The organism is Prevotella dentalis DSM 3688 (assembly GCF_000242335.1).
Lineage (GTDB): Bacteria > Bacteroidota > Bacteroidia > Bacteroidales > Bacteroidaceae > Prevotella > Prevotella seregens.
Map to the genome: position 1 here is coordinate 1339152 of NC_019960.1, position 20701 is coordinate 1359852.

Annotated in this window: 13 protein-coding genes and 2 tRNA genes; all 15 read right to left on the bottom strand. The window is 57.0% G+C overall.

Annotation, left to right across the window (positions count from 1 at the left end; genetic code table 11):
- Window positions 1–303 precede the first annotated feature (303 nt).
- Window positions 304–378, bottom strand: a tRNA-Val gene (locus tag PREDE_RS05310).
- A gap of 48 nt (window positions 379–426) precedes the next feature.
- Window positions 427–501 (bottom strand) — tRNA-Val (locus PREDE_RS05315).
- Window positions 502–843: 342 nt separating this feature from the next.
- Window positions 844–3210, bottom strand: coding sequence for a BspA family leucine-rich repeat surface protein (locus PREDE_RS05320; RefSeq protein WP_005844825.1), 2367 nt, complete (start codon window positions 3208–3210; stop codon window positions 844–846).
- A gap of 398 nt (window positions 3211–3608) precedes the next feature.
- A complete protein-coding gene (locus PREDE_RS05325) occupies window positions 3609–4778 on the bottom strand; it encodes an OmpA family protein (protein ID WP_015298524.1) in 1170 nt (389 codons plus the stop codon).
- Between the two features lie 34 nt (window positions 4779–4812).
- Window positions 4813–6696, bottom strand: a complete 1884-nt coding sequence (gene mutL / locus PREDE_RS05330) for a DNA mismatch repair endonuclease MutL (protein ID WP_005844829.1) — start codon at window positions 6694–6696, stop codon at window positions 4813–4815.
- A complete protein-coding gene (locus tag PREDE_RS05335) occupies window positions 6693–6992 on the bottom strand; it encodes a hypothetical protein (protein WP_005844831.1) in 300 nt (99 codons plus the stop codon). The genes mutL and PREDE_RS05335 overlap by 4 nt, the downstream gene beginning before the upstream one ends.
- Window positions 6989–8719, bottom strand: coding sequence for an OstA-like protein (locus tag PREDE_RS05340; protein ID WP_005844833.1), 1731 nt, complete (start codon window positions 8717–8719; stop codon window positions 6989–6991). The genes PREDE_RS05335 and PREDE_RS05340 overlap by 4 nt, the downstream gene beginning before the upstream one ends.
- Entirely contained in the window at window positions 8716–10176 is a 1461-nt protein-coding gene (locus tag PREDE_RS05345) for a peptidylprolyl isomerase (protein ID WP_005844835.1), read from the bottom strand. The genes PREDE_RS05340 and PREDE_RS05345 overlap by 4 nt, the downstream gene beginning before the upstream one ends.
- A 7-nt stretch (window positions 10177–10183) precedes the next feature.
- The gene (locus tag PREDE_RS05350; RefSeq protein ID WP_005844837.1) at window positions 10184–11608 is read right to left on the bottom strand and encodes a peptidylprolyl isomerase; all 1425 of its coding nucleotides are present in this window, start codon (window positions 11606–11608) and stop codon (window positions 10184–10186) included.
- A 79-nt stretch (window positions 11609–11687) separates the two neighbouring features.
- Window positions 11688–13172, bottom strand: a complete 1485-nt coding sequence (guaB, locus tag PREDE_RS05355) for an IMP dehydrogenase (RefSeq protein WP_015298525.1) — start codon at window positions 13170–13172, stop codon at window positions 11688–11690.
- Window positions 13173–13281: 109 nt separating this feature from the next.
- Complete coding sequence (recQ, locus tag PREDE_RS05360) at window positions 13282–15510, bottom strand: DNA helicase RecQ (RefSeq protein WP_005844841.1); 2229 nt, start codon at window positions 15508–15510, stop codon at window positions 13282–13284.
- A 74-nt stretch (window positions 15511–15584) separates the two neighbouring features.
- Window positions 15585–16829 carry an ATP-dependent Clp protease ATP-binding subunit ClpX gene (clpX, locus tag PREDE_RS05365; protein WP_005844843.1) on the bottom strand — a complete coding sequence of 415 codons (1245 nt, stop codon included), beginning with the start codon at window positions 16827–16829 and terminating at the stop codon, window positions 15585–15587.
- A 62-nt stretch (window positions 16830–16891) separates the two neighbouring features.
- A complete protein-coding gene (gene clpP, locus PREDE_RS05370; protein ID WP_005844845.1) occupies window positions 16892–17560 on the bottom strand; it encodes an ATP-dependent Clp endopeptidase proteolytic subunit ClpP in 669 nt (222 codons plus the stop codon).
- 126 nt (window positions 17561–17686) lie between these two features.
- Window positions 17687–19042, bottom strand: a complete 1356-nt coding sequence (gene tig, locus PREDE_RS05375) for a trigger factor (RefSeq protein WP_005844846.1) — start codon at window positions 19040–19042, stop codon at window positions 17687–17689.
- A 139-nt stretch (window positions 19043–19181) separates the two neighbouring features.
- Window positions 19182–20684 (bottom strand): RNA-binding domain-containing protein, encoded by a 1503-nt coding sequence (locus PREDE_RS05380; protein ID WP_005844848.1) that lies wholly within the window; start codon window positions 20682–20684, stop codon window positions 19182–19184.
- Window positions 20685–20701 lie beyond the last annotated feature (17 nt).

Sequence of the window (20701 nt, forward strand, 5' to 3'; positions counted from 1 at the left end):
ATACACGAAGGACTGTAGCTTCGGAAGGTTGCATCTGGCAAGTTCCCAAAACGCACCCACTCAAACCAAATATAGCACGGAAAAGTTGGAAAAGATAGGCGTGACTGTCGCCGCAACAGACTTGATGTGCACTTATGCTTGCTGCCAATATAGGCAAAATATATCAAGTTCACAAGTTTATGGACCACAAGTTTGTGGACTTCTTAGGGCTTCGTGGTTGGCAAACAGGGTTACAACGCCCATCGCCACAAGCACTATAAAACAAAAAACCCCGTGGTCATGATGACCGCAGGATTCCTGATGTGGGCGCTGAGGGATTCGAACCCCCGACCCTCTGCTTGTAAGGCAGACGCTCTAAACCAACTGAGCTAAGCGCCCTAATAAAATCCCCGCAGCCCCGAAAGACTACAGGGAAACACCCCTAAGTGGGCGCTGAGGGATTCGAACCCCCGACCCTCTGCTTGTAAGGCAGACGCTCTAAACCAACTGAGCTAAGCGCCCGAGTGTCTCGGATTTCGGGTGCAAAGGTACAACAATTCTTTCGTGTCGCCAAATTTTCACGCCGGTTTTTTCAAAAAATCACGGAATGAGCCCCTGCAATTGGTCATCTAAAAGCGTGTAAATGGGTAACTAAGGGGATAACGACTTGGCCCAAGCCCCATCTTTTAAAATCACTAAAACGAGAACATCCGCCCCGGACGAGATAGAGAAAATAGTTTTTCGTCAAAACGAAAACGTCTCCTCCTTGAGATTGTAGGGACATACGCCCTGCATGTCCGAACGCCGAACGCTGCGAGCGGACACACGTCGGGCGTGTCCCTACATATCCCGGCCCTTGGGCCTTTACTTCTTCACCATTTTACGGCCATCCACGATGTAGACACCGGCAGGCAGGTTCTCGAGCTTGCCCACGAGACGAACGCCTTGCAGCGTATAAATACCCGTGGCGACGACATCGGTCGAAGCCGGGGCTGCCGAAATTCCCGCCGGAGATTTCTTCGTGAAATAGCCCGTCTCGGGGTTCGCCATGCCCACATCTACCTTATTCTTGTCGTATGCCGCTACACCCACGAGCTTCCTGCAGGCGACGAACATATCGGTGGATTCCTCGCATGTCCATGTGTTGTTGCAGTAAATGGTAGTCAGAGCAAAACAAACCGAGAACATACTTCTCATGTCGGTTACTTTCTCTGTATTGAAGTTTGAAAGGTCGAGAGAGAGAAGCGCGCGACACTCCTCAAACATCCTGAACATATCGGTTACTTTCTCCGTATTGAAATTCGAGAGATTGAGAGAGGTCAGGGCATGGCATTCACTGAACATTTCTTTCATGTTGGTTACTTTCTCCGTGTTGAAGTTTGAGAGATTGAGCGAGGGTAGAGCACGGCAGTACGAAAACATGTGAGACATGTCGGTTACATTCTCCGTGCTGAAACTTAAGAGGTTGAGGGAGGTCATGGCATAGCAAGTTTTAAACATTCTGCTCATGTTGGTTACTTTCCCCGTATTGAAGTTTGAAAGGTCAAGCGAGGACAACACATAGCAGCCGTAGAACATTCCGCTCATGTTGGTTACTTTCTCCGTATTGAAGTTTGAAAGGTCGAGAGAGGGCAACGCAAAGCAGTTGTAGAACATGTTGTACATGTTGGTTACATTCGCTGTGTTGAAATTCGAGAGGTCAAGAGAGGGCAAAGCTCTACAGCCTGCGAACATATCTCCCATGTCGGTCACGTTCGTAGTGTTGAAGCTCGAAACGTTGAGCAAGGTCAGCTTAGTGCAGAACGAGAACATTTCGTTCATGTTGGTCACTTTTTCCGTATTGAAGTTCGACAGGTCGAGAGAGGTTATTTTTTGGCAACTTTCAAACATTCTGCCCATGTTGGTCACATTCGACGTGTTGAAGTTCGAGATATTGAGAGAGACAAGCCTTGTACAGAGGGCGAACATTCCGTACATGTTGGTCACGCTCTCTGTGTTGAAGTTCGAGAGGTCGAACGAAGTCTGCGCCTTGCAGTTATAGAACATTCTGCTCATGTCAGTTACTTTCGCGGTGTTGAAACTTGAAAGGTTGAGCGAGGCCAAGGAACGACAGTTATCAAACATTCGACTCATGTCGGTTACGTTCTCCGTATCGAAATTCGATAAATCAAGAGAGATTAAGGCTTTGCAGTCATGAAACATTCCACTCATGTCTGTTACGTTCTTCGTGTTGAAACTTGAGAAATCAAGAAAGGGCAGGGCCTTACATTCTCTAAACATTTCTCTCATGTTAGTCACGGTCGCCGTATTAAAGTTCGACAGGTTGAGAGAGGGCAGGGCATGACAGTAAAGGAACATTCCGCACATATCTATTACATTCTTCGTGTTGAAACTTGACAATTCGAGAGAGGACAAGGCTTGGCAGTACGCGAACATTTTACTCATGTCGGTTACTTTCTCCGTGTTGAAGCCCGACAGGTCAAGAGAGGGCAGTACACGGCAATCGGAAAACATAACAGACATATTGGTCACATTCGCCGTGCTGAAGCCCGATAAGTCGAGCGATGTGAGGGCGTTGCAGTCCCTGAACATTGCACCCATGTCGGTCACGTTCGCCGTGTTGAAGTGCGAAAGATCAAGCGAGACCAGCGCACGGCAGTACGCGAACATTCCGGACATGTCGGTTACGTTCGCCGTGTTGAAGTGCGACAGGTCGAGCGAAGTGAGGGCGTCGCAGCACCAGAACATTCCGAACATGTTGGTCACGTTCGCCGTGTTGAAGTGCGAAAGGTCGAGCGAGGCCAGCGCACGGCAGTACGCGAACATTCCGAACATGTCGGTCACGTCGGCCGTGTTGAGATTTTCCATGCCCTTGACGGACTCCAGCGTCGTGCAGTAGGCGAACCAGCGGCGGGTGCTTGTCGGGCGATAGTCCGCGAACGACGCGTCGAACACGGCCGTGACGGTCGACTTGTCAAGGTTCTTGACGGTTCCCACCCAGGCCGGGAGCACGTTTCCCTTTTCATCCGTCTGGGTTGCGTCAATGCCATACGTGGTGCCTTCACGGCCCGACTTCTGCGCGTCGTAATAGAAAGTGAGGGTCGTGCTGTCGGCACTTCTCACTACATAAGCCTCCTTGGTCTGCGCCCGGGCCTGCTGCGGCAGGGCGGACATGGTGACAAACAACATGACAATGGTCGCATACATACCTTTCAGGAAATCGTTTTTCATAAAAACAAAGGTGCCTCTTCCTTGACCCGCCCGTGTGCAAGCGGGAACGCCGTGCCGAGGCTGGGGCATTTAGGTTATTATTGATTAGCAGTGTGGTTTAAGTTTTTTCGGCTATTGTACAGAAAGCCCTACCTGCAACTCCCTGCAAAGGGGTTCCCGTTCACGCGCAAAGATAGTACATTATTATAAACAAAGCAAGGAATCGGCACAAATTTTACGGCTTCGACGCAAAACCGCTACGCCGCAAACGCTGCGCGACAACGCCGTAATCGCCGCGCCGTTACGGCCCAAACGCGATGCGGCCACGGCGCAAACGCAACGCGTCTGGGCCGTGGCCGCAAAACAAGGAAAAAGCGCACGCGCGCCCGGCAAGGGCGCGGCGCGGGAATACGAGGGGATTACTTGGCCAGCTCGACCGTGGCGCGGCGGTTGTAGGACACGGGCGAGAGGTCGGCCACGCCACCACGCGCCACGATGACTATGTTGTCGCGGCTCACGCCCAGCTTCTCCAACTCGCGGGCCACAGTGTTGGCACGGGCCTCGGAAAGCCTGCGGTTGGCCTCGGCATTGCCCGTGGCGCTGTCGGCATAGCCGGTCACGACGAGCTTGCGGCCCTCACGACCGTAGCGGGCCAGCGGCTCCACGTTGACCAAATCCTTGCGCGAGGCAATCTCCGAACGGCCCAGATTGAAGAACACCGACACCACGGTGCTGACCGGTTCGGGGGCGACAGTCTCCTCCACCTGCGGCTTGGACTGCTCGTCGAGCAGGCTCTGCAGGCGGGCGTTCTCGGCCTGGGCGTCGCCCAGCTGGGCGTTGAGGGCGTCGAGTTGGCTCTGCGAGAGCGACTGGATGGCCTCCACATCGGGCACCCTGTTCCAGGTGCCGCGGCCCAGGCGCAGCGTCAGGCCCACCTCGCCGTAGACATGGTTGTCCTTGTTCTCCCAGCACAATGGGCCCTGATGGGGGGCCGCACCGGCAGAGGCCGTTGCACCGTCGAAATCGTCGGAGAGGCGGTTCCAGCCGCCTTCCAGGTAGATGCTGAGCTTGCGGCTCACGCGCCACGACGACTGCAGGCCCATGCTGAGCTGCATGGCATAGGTGTTGCGTGACATGTTGCGCGACACACCGCCGCCGAGGAAAGGCACGAGGTTCCACACGCGCGTGTCGCTGTAGCCGCAGAACAGGTTGCTCAGGTTCAGCATGACGTGCTCGTTGAGTATCCACGCGTCGAATTTCGCGGCGTCGTGCTCCAGTGCCGGGATGCGCTTGCCCTGCCAGGCCTGCAGCTTGGTGCGCAGACCGATGCCGGGGGTGAACCACTTGCCCAGGGCCAGCGATGCGCCGAACGTGCGGCGTTCGCTGCCGAAGAAGCCCATGCCGTTGTGGTTGTCGGCATGGTGTTCCTGGGCCGAATACCACACGTTCCAGTCGCCGCCGGCCTGGACAAACCAGTTGCTCCAGAACGAATTGGTGGCTACGCTGTACTGCTGTACAGGTTCGGCATCCTGGGCCGATGCGCCCAGGGCGGCACCGGCGAGGGCCAGTGCGAGGAAGATTTTTTTCATCATCGGATATGTTTTGAGGTTTGGGATGCGTTGGTCAACCCATGAGCTGCTCGATGTCGTGCTGCTTGAAGATGCAGAGCACGCTCTTGCCGTCGGGCGTATAGTTCACGTTGTCGCAGCCGAAGAGACCGTTGATGAGGTTCTCCATCTCCTCGTTGCCCAGCACCTGGCCGTAGGGGATGGCGGCGGAACGGGCCATGCTCAGGGCCAGCGCGTCGTTCACGCCGGCGGTGGCCGACGTGCCTTTCTCGGCGGCGGCGGCCAGCATGTCGCGCACCAGCACGGGCACGCTGATGCCCTCCAGCCCCTCGGGGATGGCATTCACGGCAAAGGCGCCTCCGCCCAGCGGCGAAAGCTCGAAGCCCATGCCCTCCAGCTCGGGCCGGATGCGGTCCAGCGTGACGGCCTCCTGGGCTGAGAGCTGCAGCGACTCGGGGAAGAGCAGCTTCTGGGCGTGCATCTTGCGCGCGGCGAGCTGCCGCCGATACTGCTCGTAGAGTATGCGGAGGTGGGCCCGATGCTGGTCTACAATCATGAGGCCCGACTTGACGGCCGTCATGATGTAACGGCCCTTGTACTGGTAGTGGGCGGGCGACTTCTCGTCGATGAGGCTGCCTGGGGCGGCCCCGTCAGCAGGGAAAAGCGCGCCGGGAGCCTCGGCAGCCGGCGCCAGCCCCTCGTAGAGCTGCTCCCATTGGGCCGGGGCGCCCATGCGGGACTGCGGGGCGGGCGTCCAGCCGCCGGCCGAGGGGCCGTCGGAACTGCTGCCGCCCAGCCGGCTGCGCCGCTCCACCATGCCTGTGGCGGGGGTGTCGAAAGGATTGTACTGCGGGTTGAACTCGACCCGGGGCGACTGCGCCGGGTTGTTGGGATCGAAGACGGGGATGTCGGGTTTGCCCTCGGTGTCGAACTCGATGGCCGACACATCGTTGAACATGCCCACGGCATCCTTGACCGAGGCCGAGAGAATCTGCCAGATGGCTTGCTCGTTTTCAAACTTGATCTCGGTCTTCGTGGGGTGTATGTTCACGTCGATGTCCTGCGGGCTGACGTCAAAATAGAGGAAGTAGGGCACCTGGTCGCCCTGCGGCACCAGCCGCTCAAAGGCCGACATGACGGCCTTGTGGAAGTACGGGTGACGCATGTAGCGGCCGTTGACAAAGAAGAATTGGCGCGCGCCTTTCTTGCGGGCCGACTCGGGCTTGCCCACGAAACCGCCGATGCTGCACACCGAGGTCTCCACCTTGACGGGCAGCAGGTCCTGATTGATGCGCTTGCCGAAGAGGTCGACAATGCGCTGCCGCAGGTTGCCGGCCCGCAGGGCGTACATTTCGGAGCCGTTGCTGCGGAACGTGAAAGCAATGTCGGGATAGACGAGCACGATGCGCTCGAAGGCGGCGATGATGTTGTTGAGCTCGGTGGAATTGGATTTCAGGAACTTGCGGCGGGCCGGAACGTTGAAGAACAAGTTCTCGATGAGGAAGTTGGAACCCACCGGACAGGCGCAGGGCTCCTGCCCGCCGAAGCGCGAGCCGGAAATGGCAAGGTGGGTGCCAAGCTCGTCGGACGCCATGCGCGTGCGGAGTTCCACCTGGGCCACGGCGGCAATCGAGGCCAGGGCTTCGCCGCGAAAGCCCATGGTGCGCAGGTTGAAGAGGTCGTCGGCCTGGCGTATCTTCGAGGTGGCGTGCCGCTCGAACGAGAGGCGGGCGTCGGTCTCGGACATGCCCTTGCCGTCGTCGACCACCTGAATGGACGTGCGGCCGGCATCGACCACAAGCACATCGATGCGGCGAGCACCGGCATCGACGGCATTCTCCACCAGTTCCTTGACGACGGAGGCCGGCCGCTGAATCACCTCGCCGGCCGCTATCTGGTTGGCCACGGAGTCGGGTAAAAGTTGGATAATATCGCTCATAACAGGAATAGCAGGATGGCAACAAACAGCAGGATGACCAGCACCGCAAGCACATGGCCGGTGTTGAGGGCCCGGTGGGCATGGCGGCCGGCGGCCGAGAAGCAGAAGCGGCGACCCTCGTCTGCCCGGCGAGACAAGGGCTGCGGGCTGCCGTCGGCCGGAAGCGGCTCCACGGGCAGCCCCAGTTCCTCGCGGGCCCGACGCTCCACGGCCCGGAGCCGGTCGCGCCGCTCGTCGATGTAGATGGGCTCGTGATGGAAGCGGCGGGGGCGGCGGGTCTGGAACAGCAGGTTCATGGGCGGGCTCCCTCGGGCGGAGCCGGGGCCGGCACGCCGGCCGGTTTGAGCCGCTGCAAGGGGGCAGCATGACGCTCGATGCGTTTCATCTCGGTGCCCTGGGCCTTGCCGCGCCAGCGGAACACGTCGTCCTTGCTGACCGGACGGATATAGTCGAACCACACGAAGCAGTCGAGCCGGGGCTTGTCGGGCGGTATCTGCGTCATGGGATAGAGCGTACCCTGGGCCTTGGGCATCCAGATGCGCTCCAGCCGACGCTGGTCAGAGAGAAACATCTTCATGGTGTCGGTCTCGGTGTAGTTGAGGCCGATGAGCGTACTGTCCTTGTCGTCCATGGGATAATAGACGGCGCGCACGTTGGCCACGGCATCGCTGCGACGGATGTTGCCCTGCCGGAAATAGGCAAACATGTCGCGCGAGGAGACCTGGTTGTAGTGGATACTGTCGGGCAGCTGCTCCACGGAGAGGGCCTGCCCCAGCACGTGGGCCTCGCGAATGGTGGAGTCGTTCATGTAGACTTTGATGACCTCGCCCACCAGTTGGCGCGTGCCGTTCCAGACGATGGGGTCGCGGTACATGGTCAGGCAGGAGTCCTTGGAGCTGAACACCAGCGAGTCGCACACGCCCTGCACGTCCACGCGGTAGGCCCGCACGTGGGGGTAGCAGTGCACCTTGCGGTAGACGGAGTCGGTGTTGATGTTGAAAGTCTCGATGCGCAGGGTGTCGGCGTGCATGTAGAGGGTGTCGGGCTGCGAGTAGTCGGTGACGAGGGCACGGCGCGTGGCATAGCCGCGGCCCGTCTTCTCGTTGTACACCACCTCGTCGCAGGTCAGCGTGTTCTTGTTCTTCGTGTCCACGTAGACCACGTTGCCGAGGCCGCGGTTGCGGCCCGTCTGGCTGTCATAATACAAGGTGTCGCCGGTGATGGTCTTCTCCTTGTCCACCACTGTAGAGCGTCCGAAGAGCTCAGCATGGTCGGTTTTGGTGTTGAAGTAGGCGTCGGTGGTGGTGACGGTGTTGGTGGTTCCGCGGATGATGGAGGGGCCCACGGCTCCCCGCCCCTTGTCGGCGGTGTAGAGTCCGAGCACGTGGGCACGCGACAGGCGCGTGTCGTAGTAGAGCGTGTCGGTGGAGACGCGGTTCTTGGGAGTCTGCAATTGCACGTCGAGACAGAACTTGGCCATGCGCGTGGCGGTGTGGTACTCGCCCCAATCGGAGCTGAGCCGGCTCTTGCCGTCGACGAGACGGCCGCCGTTGAAGAAGTAGGCGTACTCGTAAAGCCGGTCGTAATTCAGGCTGTCGGTATAGAGCGTCTGTTGCCGGTGGCGCAGCACCACGTTCTGGCGGGCCTCCATCATCTGCTCGCCGCCGTCGTACCAGGCGCGGTCGCAGGTAAGCGAGAGCGTGTCGCCCTCGCGGAAATGCACGTGGCCAAAGGCGCGCACGGAGTTGGCGGCCTGGTAGAAATAGGCACTGTCGCAGGTGAGACGGGAACCCTGGTGACGGAACGACACGTGGCCTTTCACAATCTGGGCGTCGGGGTTGGGGCCGTAGACGTCGTAGCGCAGCTCGTCGGCGTGGAGCAGATAGACGCGGTCGTCCACCGGCTTGCGCCGTGCCTTGCGCCCCGCGGCCATGGCAAGGCCAAGGACAAAGAAGCATAGAACCATCACGATGATGACCCTATGCCCATGTTTCAAAACGTTGTCGTTGTGCTGAAAGGTCATTTATTCCACCCCTGGTATTGGAACGTGCAGTCCCGATAACGGTCGTTCATGCGCACGTAAGTATGCTTGATTTTGTCGGATACCCAGTCGTTGAGGGCCTTTTCGCGCTGTTTGGACAGCACCACTTCCTTCATCACCTGGAAGTCTTCGGTGATGGTGGCCCTGTGTCCTTCGGTGCGACTCTTGAGCCGGGCCAGCACCACGACGGTCTTTCCCTTGGAGTTGACCATCTGGAAAGGAGCCGAAATCTCGCCCACCTTCAGCGTATCGACCACACGGGCCACCTCGGTGGGCAGGTCTTTCATCTGGAAACGCGAGGTCATGCCGTCGGGCGTGGAGTTGGACATCAGGCCCTGATTGTTCTTAGTATCCTTGTCATCGGAGAGGAACGAGGCTCCCTGCTCGAACGTGAACTTGCCCGCACGGATGTCACGACTGATGGAATCAAGCTGGCTGACGGCGGCATCGATCTCGTCGGACGACACTTTGGGCTTGAGCAGAATGTGCCGGCACTTGATCTTGTCGCCGCGCTTGTCGATGAGCTGGATGATGTGATAGCCGAATTCGGTCTCTACAATTTTGGAGATTTTCTTGGGGTCGGTGAGGTTGAAAGCCACACTGGCAAAGGCGGGGTCGAGCAGACCGCGCCCGATGTAGTCCATCTCGCCACCCTGGCGGGCCGAGCCGGGATCCTCGGAGTAGAGGCGGGCCAACGTGGCAAAGGTGGTCTCGCCCTTGTTCACGCGGTCGGTGAAGTTGCGCAGCTCGTCTTTCACGCGGTTGATTTCCTCGAGCTTAATCTTCGGCGCACGCTCAATGACCTGCACTTCGACCTCGGTGGGCACAAAGGGTATGCTGTCGGCCGGCAGCGAACGGAAGTAGGAACGCACGTCGGCGGGCGACACCTTGATGCCCTCGACGAGTTTCTGCTTCATCTTTTGGATGAGTTGCTGGTTCTTGAAATCATCGTGAAGGTCGGCCCGCATCTCGCTGATCGACTGCTTGCGATACTCTTCCAGTTTCTCCTGTCCGCCGGCGACCTCAATCCATCGGCTGATTTGCTGCTCCACGCCATTGGCTATTTCGGACTCGGTGACCTCCAGCGAGTCGATGGCTGCCTGGTGCAGGAAGAGCTTCTGCACGGCCAGTTGCTCGGGGATGGCGCAGTCGGGGTTGCCCCCCCAGTTCATGCCCTCGGCCTGTCCCTGCATGCGCATCATCTCGACATCCGACTTGAGGATGGGCTCGTCGCCCACCACCCAGATCACTTCGTCCACGACACTGCTCTCGGGCACGGGGGGGACTTCGGGCTTCGGGGCGGGTACCGACTTCACGGTGTCGGCCGTTGTGGACTGGCCCTGCAGCCCCGACGCCATGCGTCCGCGGCTGCCAGCCATGGCGGAGAGACCGGCCGACAGAATGATGGCGGCGGCTATTGATGTCTGTTTGATTCTCATACGATTCTTATTTGTGCTTGTTTACCGTGTCGAGCACCTGCTCGTCCACGGTCACGGGGTACTGCCTGCGCAGCTGCTCCACCCACTGCCGCTCCAGCTCCTCCTGATAGTCGGCCACCACCAGAGCCTTGACGTCGGCCAGTTCCTCGGGGGCCTTGAGCTTCTTGCCGTACACGGCCATGTAGGGATAGCCCTTCATGGGCTGAGGTACAGTGTCCACACCGAACACTTTCTGGTCGACCAAGGCGTTGTCGCCCTGCTTGAAGATGCCCTTCTCCACCCGGATGCGGAGCACGGAATCGGCATTGAACGTCTTGCGCAACTGCTCGGCCCAAGCGTCGAACGGGAGTTTCTTCACGGCAGCCTGCACCCGTTTCACATCGGCCTCATCGCGTGTGCTGTAGGCGATGCCCTTGAAGCGGGGCTGCTCCCACTTGTATTTTTTCTTGTTGTGCTTGAAGTAAGCGGCCTGTCCGGCCTCGTCTTTCTGGGCCTTGTCCCACACAGTGCGGTTGCTGATTTCGTAGAGCAACAATCCGTCGTGGTACTCCTGAATGAGATATTTCAGGCTGGGATCCTGTGCTTCGAGCTCTTGCTTCTTGGCTTCGAGCAGTTGAGCAGGGGTGGTGTGCTCCTGTCGGGACAGGGTGTCGAGCTTGGCATTGATGATTTGTTCGCGCAGGTTTCGCTGGTCGATAAACTTCAGAATGGCCTCGCGCTGGCTCTCGTAGCTGTAGAAATTCTGGTGTCCGCGCTTCAGGATGATATGCCAGCCAGCCGGCGAGAGAAAGGGTTTGCTCATCTCGCCATCCTTGAGCTGCCACGCCTGGTCTTCAAACTCGCGCAGGGTCTGGCCCTTGACGATGAGCGGAAGCTCGCCGCCCTTGGCAGCCGAGCCGGGGTCTTGGGAAACCTTACTGGCCATTTCGGCGAAGTCGGCTCCCCGGCGCAGGGCCTCATACACGGAGTCGACACGCTGCTTGGCCACCTTTTGCTCGTCAGCCGAAGCCTTTTGCGGCAACAACAACAAGATGTGGCTCACCTGCACCATGCCGCCGTTGCCGTCGACTTGCTGCTGGGTCTGCGCATAGATTTTACGGGCCTCGGCCTCCACATCGGCATCATTAATCATGGCTGGACGAATCTGCTGGTCTCTGTAACCAGCAAATTCCTGCTGGAACGACCGCATGGTGTCCAAACGGGCAGCCTTTGCTGCCTCCACTTTCAACTTGTAATTGACAAACAGGGGAACGTATTCCTTGACCGTCTTCTTGTCGATGACACCCTCCGAATTGTTCTTGTTGTAAGAATATTCAAATTCCGAACGCGTCACGGCGTGGCCGTTGACGGTCATCAGCACGGGGTCATCGCTTTGGGCAAAAGAGAAAGAGCCACACATCAGCATGGCGCCCAGCAACAGCTTCGTATTCATTTCTGAGGATTCGCTTAGTCATTATAACGGGGTGGTAACCGTGCGCACACGCTGTCACCCCGGCAATTCGTATTGTGGATTATTCGTGTCTGGAGTAGTTGGGAGCCTCGCTGGTGATGGCGATGTCGTGCGGATGGCTCTCCTGGACGCCAGCATTGGTGATGTGAACGAACTTGGCATCGTGCAGGCTGCCAATGGTCGACGCACCGCAATAGCCCATACCCGAACGCAGTCCGCCCACGAGTTGGTAGATCACTTCCTGCACCGTACCCTTGTAAGGAACGCGTCCGGCAATGCCCTCCGGCACCAACTTCTTCACATCATTGGTGTCGCCCTGGAAGTAACGGTCGCGTGAACCGTTCTTCTGTCCCATGGCTTCCAGCGAGCCCATGCCGCGATAACTCTTGAACTTGCGGCCGTTGTAGATGATGGTCTCGCCCGGCGACTCCTCGGTGCCAGCCACCAAAGAGCCCACCATGACACAGCTGCCACCGGCGGCCAGGGCCTTTACAATGTCGCCCGAATAGCGCAGACCGCCATCGGCAATCAGGGGAACGTCGGTGCCTTTCAGGGCAGAATACACGTCGTAGACGGCACTTAGCTGCGGAACGCCCACGCCGGCCACCACGCGGGTGGTGCAGATGGAGCCCGGTCCGATGCCCACTTTCACAGCATCGGCACCGTTGTCGACAAGATATCTGGCGGCCTCGCCCGTAGCAATGTTGCCCACCACCACGTCGACACCGGGGAAAGTGGACTTCACTTCATGGAGTTTGCCCACCACACCCTTGGTATGACCGTGGGCCGTATCTATGACAATGGCGTCCACGCCAGCCTCGACGAGTGCCTGGGCACGGTCGAGCGTGTCGGCCGTAACACCCACGCCGGCGGCCACACGCAGCCGGCCTTTCTCGTCCTTGCAGGCCATAGGCTTGTCCTTGGCCTTGGTAATGTCCTTATAAGTAATCAGACCGATGAGGCGGTTGGCGGCATCAACCACGGGCAGCTTCTCGATTTTGTTCTCCTGCAGAATCTGTGCGGCAGCGATTAAATCGGTCTGCTGATGGGTGGTCACCAGGTTTTCGCTGGTCATCACCTCGTCCACTGTCTTGTCCAGACGCCGCTCAAAGCGCAGGTCGCGGTTGGTAACAATACCCACCAAATGGTTTTCCTCGTCCACAACAGGGATTCCTCCGATGTGGTAATCGTGCATCATCTCCAGCGCATCGCGCACGGTGCGGCCGCGACGGATAGTCACCGGGTCGTAGATCATTCCGTTCTCGGCCCGCTTCACGATAGCCACTTGGCGGGCCTGCTCCTCTATTGTCATGTTCTTGTGTATCACGCCAATGCCACCCTCACGGGCAATGGCAATGGCCATCGACGATTCCGTAACCGTGTCCATGGCTGCAGTGACGAAAGGAACATTCAAATTGATGTGACGGGAAAACTTGGTTTTCAGCTCTACCTCCTTGGGCAGCACCTCAGAATAAGCAGGAATGAGCAGGACGTCGTCGAAAGTCAGGCCGTCCATGACAATTTTATCTGCAACAAATGATGACATAAAATGGGTATTTATAAATTTATTGCGTGCAAATATAGCAATATTTTCGCACATACTTGCGCGATTCCTCCCGATTTCTTCCTGCGTTAATGCTATTTAACGCGTCCGTTCAATTGGCTTCCTCGGACAGGAACTTGATGAGCACCAAGCGGGCTTTCTCCTCGGCTGTGAGCCCGTGATCATCATCGTAGATGTCCACTTCGTCGATGGCCTTGTCAATGTCGTCGGACTCGCTGCCGCGGAAATACTCGTAGATGTCCTCCATCTCGTCAGGATCCATGACATTCTCATCGTCGAGATAATAGTTCAGATTGACCTTCATGCCACTGTTCACGATGGTCTCTATTTCGTCGAGCAACTCGTCGAAATCGCAGCCTTGCGCATTGGCGATCTCGTCAAGCGGCACGCGTTTGTCGATAAGCTCAATGATTTTGAGCTTCTTGAGCGACTTGTTGGGCAAGCTGATGACGCGCATCATGTCAGTGCGCTGAATGCCGTTGTCCTCGCAATACTGCTTGATGAGATCGACAAAGGGCTTACCAAACTTGCGGGCCTTGCCCTGCCCCACCCCCTGGATTTGCAGCAGTTCCTCCATACAGGTGGGATAGCTAGTGGCCATGAGCGTGAGCGAGGCATCCTGAAAGATGACGTAGGGCGGCAGGTTGTGCCGGCGGGCCACGTCCTTGCGCAACTTCTTGAGCAGGGCATGCAGGTTCTCGTCGAGTGCGCTGGTGCCTCCGTCCGACGTTTCCTCCACATCGTCGAACTCGCGGTCAAGCACCACCATGAACGGTTTGGGACTCTTGAGATAGCCAAGTCCCTCGGGTGTGAGCTTCAGCAGACCATAGTTTTCCACGTCCTTGCGGATATAATGAGAAATCATGGCCTGACGGATGACCGGATGCCAGATGCCGGGCATCTCCTCATTGATTTTGGCCCCGCCGCCAAATTCGGGCAGCTGGTCGTGCCCGTGACGCACAATGTTGTCGGTGGCACGGCCTTTTACAAAGTCTATAATATAGGGTTGGTCGAAGTTTTCCTTCACGGCGCGAACGGCGCTCAGCACCTCAACAAGCGCATCCTGCGCATCGCGCGGCTTCTGCGGATGCTTGCAATTGTCGCAGTTCCCACAGTCAGGCTTGGGATATTCCTCTCCGAAATAATGCAACAGGAACCTGCGACGGCACACCGAGGTCTCGGCATAGGCCTTGGTTTCCTCGAGCAACTGCCGCCCTATCTCCTTCTCTGCCTCGCCCTTGTTCTCCATGAACTTCTCCAACTTCTTCAGATCCTTGGGCGAATAGAAAGCGATGCAAATGCCCTCGCCGTCGTCGCGGCCGGCGCGGCCCGTCTCCTGATAGTAGCCTTCGAGGCTCTTGGGTATGTCGTAGTGGATGACAAACCGCACGTCGGGCTTGTCAATGCCCATGCCAAAGGCGATGGTAGCCACAATGACGTCGAGCTCCTCCTTGAGAAAGTCGTCCTGAGTCTTCGTGCGCAACTCCGTGTCCAGCCCGGCATGATAGGGTGCTGCCTTGAAACCATTGAGCTGTAATTTCTTTGACAGCTCCTCCACTTTCTTGCGCGAGAGGCAATAGACGATACCGCTCTTGCCCTCGTGTTGCCTCAGAAAGCGGATGATTTGGCTGTCGGTGTCTTCCTCGCTCACTTTCGGGCGCACTTCATAATACAGGTTGGGCCGGTTGAACGAGCTCTTGAAGTCGGGCGCATCCATGATGCCCAGGCTCTTCTTAATATCCGTACGCACCTTGTCGGTGGCCGTGGCGGTGAGCGCGATGACGGGCACCTTGTCCACATGTTGCTCACAAGCAATGCGGTCTATCGTGGGACGGATGTTGCGGTACTCGGGACGAAAGTCGTGTCCCCACTCCGATATGCAGTGGGCCTCATCAATGGCGTAGAACGAAATCTTGAACGAAGTGAAGAAAGCCAGGTTGTCTTCCTTGTTGAGCGACTCGGGAGCCACATAAAGCAGCTTGGTCTTGCCCGAATGAACGTCCTGCTCCACCTGGTTGATGGCGGCACGGTTGAGCGAGGAGTTGAGGAAGTGGGCCACACCGTCTTCCTCGGTAAGGCCATTGATGACGTCCACCTGATTCTTCATTAACGCAATGAGTGGCGACACGACGATGGCCGTGCCGTCCATAATCAGCGAGGGCAGCTGATAGCAGAGACTCTTCCCGCCGCCGGTGGGCATCAGCACAAACGTGTCGTTGCCCGCCATGAGGTTGCGGATGATGGCTTCCTGATCGCCTTTGAAAGCGTCAAAGCCGAAATAGTGCTTCAGTTGTTCGAGCAGGTTTACTTCCTGTGCCATTGTTGCGGTAGTTCAGATTGTTCGTCAGGCGGCGCGTCGGTCTACGGCGCATAGAGGGGTGAAGCGGAGCCGGCTTAGGCCGACTCCAGCTTCTGCAGACGGGCCTTGTCGAGCTGGGCCCGGGCAAAGTCGAGCGTCACCTCGAACTTCTTGATGCGCCGTGAGGGCACATCATACATGGCATCCATAATAACAGCCTCCACGATGGAGCGCAGTCCGCGGGCCCCGAGCTTGTATTCCACAGCCTTATCGACGATAAAGTCGAGGGCGTCCTCGGCAAAGGTCAGGGCGATGTGGTCCATCTCGAACAGCTTGACATACTGCTTGACGATGGAGTTCTTGGGCTCCACGAGGATGCGGCGCAAGGCCTTGCGGTCGAGCGGATTCAGATAGGTGAGCACCGGCACACGGCCGATGAGCTCGGGAATGAGTCCGAACGACTTCAGATCCTGCGGCATGATATACCTCATGAGGTCGCCCTTGTCAATATTGCGCGTGTTCTGCACCGAGCTGTAGCCCACCACATGGGTATTGAGCCGCTGGGCGATCTTGCGCTCGATGCCGTCGAAAGCTCCGCCGCAGATGAAGAGGATGTTCTTCGTATCCACGTGGATGTACTCCTGGTCGGGATGCTTGCGCCCGCCCTGTGGCGGGACATTGACCACCGTGCCCTCGAGCAACTTGAGCAGTCCTTGCTGCACACCCTCGCCGCTCACGTCGCGGGTGATGCTGGGGTTGTCGCTCTTGCGGGCAATTTTATCTATCTCATCGATAAACACGATGCCGCGCTCAGCCGCCTTTACGTCGTAGTTGGCCACTTGGAGCAGGCGACTCAGAATGCTCTCCACATCCTCGCCCACGTAGCCGGCCTCGGTAAACACCGTGGCGTCGACAATGGTGAAAGGCACGTCGAGCAGCCGGGCGATGGTGCGGGCCAGCAATGTCTTGCCCGTGCCGGTGGAGCCCACCATGATGATGTTGCTCTTCTCGATCTCCACGCCATCGTCGTCCTTAGGCTGCTGCAGCCGCTTGTAGTGGTTGTACACGGCCACGGCCAGATAGCGTTTGGCCTCATCCTGTCCGATGATATATTCGTCCAGATAGCCCTTAATCTCTTTGGGCTTGGGCACTTTTTTCTTGGGCCGGTACGCCTTCTCGGCGTCTTCGCCCTCGGCTTCGCTCCCCAGCACGCCGCTCTGCTGCACAATATTGTAGGCCTGCGCGGCGCAGTCCTCACAGATATAGCCGTTCAGTCCGGTGATGAGCAGCCTTACCTGGTCTTCGTTTCTTCCGCAGAACGAACAAACTTTCTTTGCCATTGCTTCTTTCTTCTCCTTTGATTGCTTTCGGGTTATCGCTTATGCGGGGCATGCCTGCCCGCTCATTGCTTGCGGGCCAGCACGGTGTCGATCATACCATACTCCTTGGCTTCTTCGGCCGTCATCCAGTAGTTGCGGTCGCTGTCCTGCCATACTTTCTCGTAGGTCTGGTGCGAATGGTTGGAAATGATGGTATAAAGTTCTTTCTTGAACTTCTGAATCTCGCGGGCTTCAATCTCAATGTCCGAGGCCTGGCCCTGCACGCCGCCGAGCGGCTGGTGTATCATCACGCGGCCATGAGGCAGCGCCGAACGCTTGCCCTCGGCCCCGGCCACAAGCAGCACGGCAGCCATCGAGGCAGCCATACCCGTACAAATGGTGGCCACGTTACTGGTGATGAACTGCATGGTGTCGTAGATGCCCAGCCCGGCCGTCACGCTGCCACCGGGCGAGTTGATATAGATGGAGATGTCCTTGCCATTGTCCACCGAGTCGAGATAGAGCAACTGAGCCTGCAGGGTGTTGGCCGTATAGTCGTCGATCTCGGTTCCAAGGAAGATGATGCGGTCCATCATCAAACGCGAGAACACGTCCATCTGTGTCACATTGAGCTGTCGCTCTTCGAGGATATAGGGGTTGAGATACCGAGCCTGAGCCTTGACCACGTCGTCAATCACCATGCCGTTCATCCCCAAATGCCGGGTGGCATACTTTCTAAAATCGTTGTTCATGATTCCTTTCTTATTAAACTGCGAAAAGAGATTACCGACTCTTTTCCATGTATCAGTAACACAAAGTTACTAAAAAAAGTCGATAACCCCTTTCGCGAAGAGATTATTTTTTCTAAAAAAACGTTTTTACTCGCCCATCATCTTGTTGAAATCGTCGAGCGAGATGTGCTTCTCGTTCAGCTTCACCACGTTCTTGACGGCCTCCGTGAGCTTCACGTCGACGGCGCGATCCACGAAGTTCTGCACCGTCTCCTGCTTCTTGAGCAGCTCGTTGGCGTAGTTGTCCACATACTCCTCGGGCACGTTGCTCATGCCGTACTGGGCAAACTGCACGCGGGCGGTCTCGCGGGCGGCGTTCTTCACGTCGTCGTCGTTCACCTTCACGCCGGCCTTCTCGGAGAGCTTGCTGCGCATGAGGCTCCACGAGAGCTCCTTGAGGCTCGCCTCATAGTTCTTGTCGACGAACTCCTGCCCCTTGTCCTTGTTGTTCTGCAGCATGATGCGCTTGAGCAGGGCATCGGGATAAGTAAGCTGTCCCACCTTGTCTTCCACGTACTTGCGCACATCAAGCAGGAACTTGTAATCGCTGTCGCGGCCGAGTTGCACCTTCAGACCCTCGCCGATCTTCCGGCGGAATTCCTCCTCGCTCTTCACAACGCCCTCGCCAAAAGTCTGGTCGAAGAGCTCCTGATCCACGGCATGGTTCTGGAAACGCTGGATTTGCGTGATCTGGTAACTGAAGTCACCCGTGTGTTCGGCCACCTCTTCTTTCTTGATTTTCAGCAGGGCCGAAATCTCTGTATCGCCTTCAGGATAGGCCTTGCGGGGGTTGAAGGTGATGATGTCGCCAGCCTTGGCCCCGTCGAAGAGCTTCTTCTGGTCGTCGGCCTTGATGTAATTGGGCATCAGCACGGCCGCCTCGACGGTGAGACCGCCCTCCTTGGTGTTACCGTTCTCGTCGAGTTCGCGCAGGTCGCCCTTGAGCATGTCGCCCTCGGCATACGTCTCTGCATCCTCGTACTTGCCCGTGCGCGAGGCGAACATCTCCACCTGGCGGTTCACCAATTCGTCGTCCACGTCGATGCTGTAATAGTCGATGGTATCCTTGTCGGAGAGTTCAACGTCGAACTCCGGGGCAACAGCAATGTCGAACATGAACGTGTAGGGGCCGGCCTTCTCCAGGTCCTGGGGCTCCTGCTTCTCCGAGGCGAGGGGCTCGCCGAGCATCTGCACCTTGTTGTCGGCGATGTATTTCTGTATCTCGTTGCCAACGATCTTGTTGATGGTATCCATCTTGACCGAGGCGCCGAACTGGCGCTTAATCATGCCCATCGGAGCCTGACCGGGACGGAAACCGGGCACATTGGCTTTCCTGCGATAGTCCTTCAGTGTCTTTTCCACGTCGTTCTTGTAGTCATCTTCTTCGACAGTGATGGTCAACAGGGCATTGATCTTGTCGGGGTTCTCAAATGAAACTTTCATCTTTTGTCTTTACTATTTTGTTTATTTTTGATTGATCGTAAGGGGGTTACAGCAATTCGGAACGCAAAATTACTGATATTTTGCGAATATACCTAATATAACAAATGAAAATTTGTTTTTTTAACGCAGCTATTTCCGGTTATTCCAATCGCCTTTCTTTCCCATTCACCTTGTAACTTCGGTTTCTGTTGCCTCCGCAAGCCACGATTTGATTTGCCCCTATTAGCTTCTGCAGATAATACCGCGACTGCGTCATACTCAGCCGAAACGCCTGTGCGACCTCAGCCGTCTTCACCTCTCCCCGCCCGTTGATAAAAGCCAATATCTGTGCCATCTTATCCGCGTTTTTATCAACGGACGGCCCGTTTATCAACGGATTATCAGCGGATGGAGCTTTTACCAGCGGTTTACCAAACTGAATATCCAGCGTTGTCCTGTCTGGATCGAGGGAAACTCGGCAGCTCATTTCAGCGTGAAGCTCCTCCCGTAAAGCCGAAATGGCATCGGGCATTCCACTGCCAGCCCGATCGCCAATGCCCACCAGACTAAACATGCGCATGACCATACTGTTGCGCGGATCCGACACGCCGCCCTCAAGAGCCACATCAAGACTCACCCGCATGTCCCCGGGATTGGCTATCCGTATGCCCGAGGGCGCATTGACAACTACGAATCCCCGACGACCAAAATAGTCGCCGTGCGCCAAGGCGTTGAGCAAAAGCTCCCTTATGGCCAGATGTGTACGAGGTTCGTCTATACGGTTCACGCCGCCATCTACGGCAAAAGGAACCGGCAAATTTTGCCTTAGACGAGGATATACACGCCAGAAAAAGTCGTAGATATTTCCGCTCCAGTCGCCCGAACTGGACACCAAACGATGTGTCCATCTGACACCGGGGTCGAACTCTTCCCGGTAATCCAGATAGTATTGGGGGAGTTCTTGCAGTATCTCAAAGTCGAAACCAAACATCAAGAGCCCGGCCAAAGTAGGATGAAAACGCAGGTCTTCGCCCGACCATTGCACCGCCCCGATGTGACGAAGAAACTGTTCGTTGTCCAGCTGATTCCAGACATGACTGGGATGGAAAGCCTTAAAACGTCCTCGATAGTCGATTATGGTCTCTCTGCAAAACGCGTCAATCTCTTTGGAAACCAGAACCTTTCTATCCATTGTTACCTCGGAAGCATCGCGATACATGGCTGAAATCTGCTCCTTGTTACAATGGTAATCGCCTTCAAAGTTTCTGCGATAGGAACCGCTTTCAGGGTTTTTGTTAAGATAGACCGGGCGTAGACTGCGGTCAGCTCTCGGCACTTCGACTACGATGATGTCCTTGCCATTCACCCGCTCTGCGTGTACCATGCGCTCTGTTAGAATATTGACACTGACTTTCTGCGGATTGTTCACCGTGTTCCAAATGTCCCGAATGTAGGTTTGTGGAGCATCTACTCCTGTCACCACCAGCTGATGATTCCGCGTCTCGTCCACACCCAGCAGAATCACTCCACCCTCTGTATTGGCAAAAGCGCTGTAGGTTTCCCACATGGAATGCGGCACCCCTCCCCGGGCACGCTTGGCTTCCAGCCTGTTGTTTTCCCGAAGCGACGCTATTTGTTGCAGGTCGAAAGGTTCACGGCTCATCTTGCAGTCTTTTTAGA

What these genes read in the sequence shown, in the direction of transcription:
- PREDE_RS05320 (WP_005844825.1), bottom strand. Translation starts at nt 3,210, where the DNA reads ATGAAAAACGATTTCCTGAAAGGTATGTATGCGACCATTGTCATGTTG.
- PREDE_RS05325 (WP_015298524.1), bottom strand. Translation starts at nt 4,778, where the DNA reads ATGAAAAAAATCTTCCTCGCACTGGCCCTCGCCGGTGCCGCCCTGGGC.
- mutL (WP_005844829.1), bottom strand. Translation starts at nt 6,696, where the DNA reads ATGAGCGATATTATCCAACTTTTACCCGACTCCGTGGCCAACCAGATA.
- PREDE_RS05335 (WP_005844831.1), bottom strand. Translation starts at nt 6,992, where the DNA reads ATGAACCTGCTGTTCCAGACCCGCCGCCCCCGCCGCTTCCATCACGAG.
- PREDE_RS05340 (WP_005844833.1), bottom strand. Translation starts at nt 8,719, where the DNA reads ATGACCTTTCAGCACAACGACAACGTTTTGAAACATGGGCATAGGGTC.
- PREDE_RS05345 (WP_005844835.1), bottom strand. Translation starts at nt 10,176, where the DNA reads ATGAGAATCAAACAGACATCAATAGCCGCCGCCATCATTCTGTCGGCC.
- PREDE_RS05350 (WP_005844837.1), bottom strand. Translation starts at nt 11,608, where the DNA reads ATGAATACGAAGCTGTTGCTGGGCGCCATGCTGATGTGTGGCTCTTTC.
- guaB (WP_015298525.1), bottom strand. Translation starts at nt 13,172, where the DNA reads ATGTCATCATTTGTTGCAGATAAAATTGTCATGGACGGCCTGACTTTC.
- recQ (WP_005844841.1), bottom strand. Translation starts at nt 15,510, where the DNA reads ATGGCACAGGAAGTAAACCTGCTCGAACAACTGAAGCACTATTTCGGC.
- clpX (WP_005844843.1), bottom strand. Translation starts at nt 16,829, where the DNA reads ATGGCAAAGAAAGTTTGTTCGTTCTGCGGAAGAAACGAAGACCAGGTA.
- clpP (WP_005844845.1), bottom strand. Translation starts at nt 17,560, where the DNA reads ATGAACAACGATTTTAGAAAGTATGCCACCCGGCATTTGGGGATGAAC.
- tig (WP_005844846.1), bottom strand. Translation starts at nt 19,042, where the DNA reads ATGAAAGTTTCATTTGAGAACCCCGACAAGATCAATGCCCTGTTGACC.
- PREDE_RS05380 (WP_005844848.1), bottom strand. Translation starts at nt 20,684, where the DNA reads ATGAGCCGTGAACCTTTCGACCTGCAACAAATAGCGTCGCTTCGGGAA.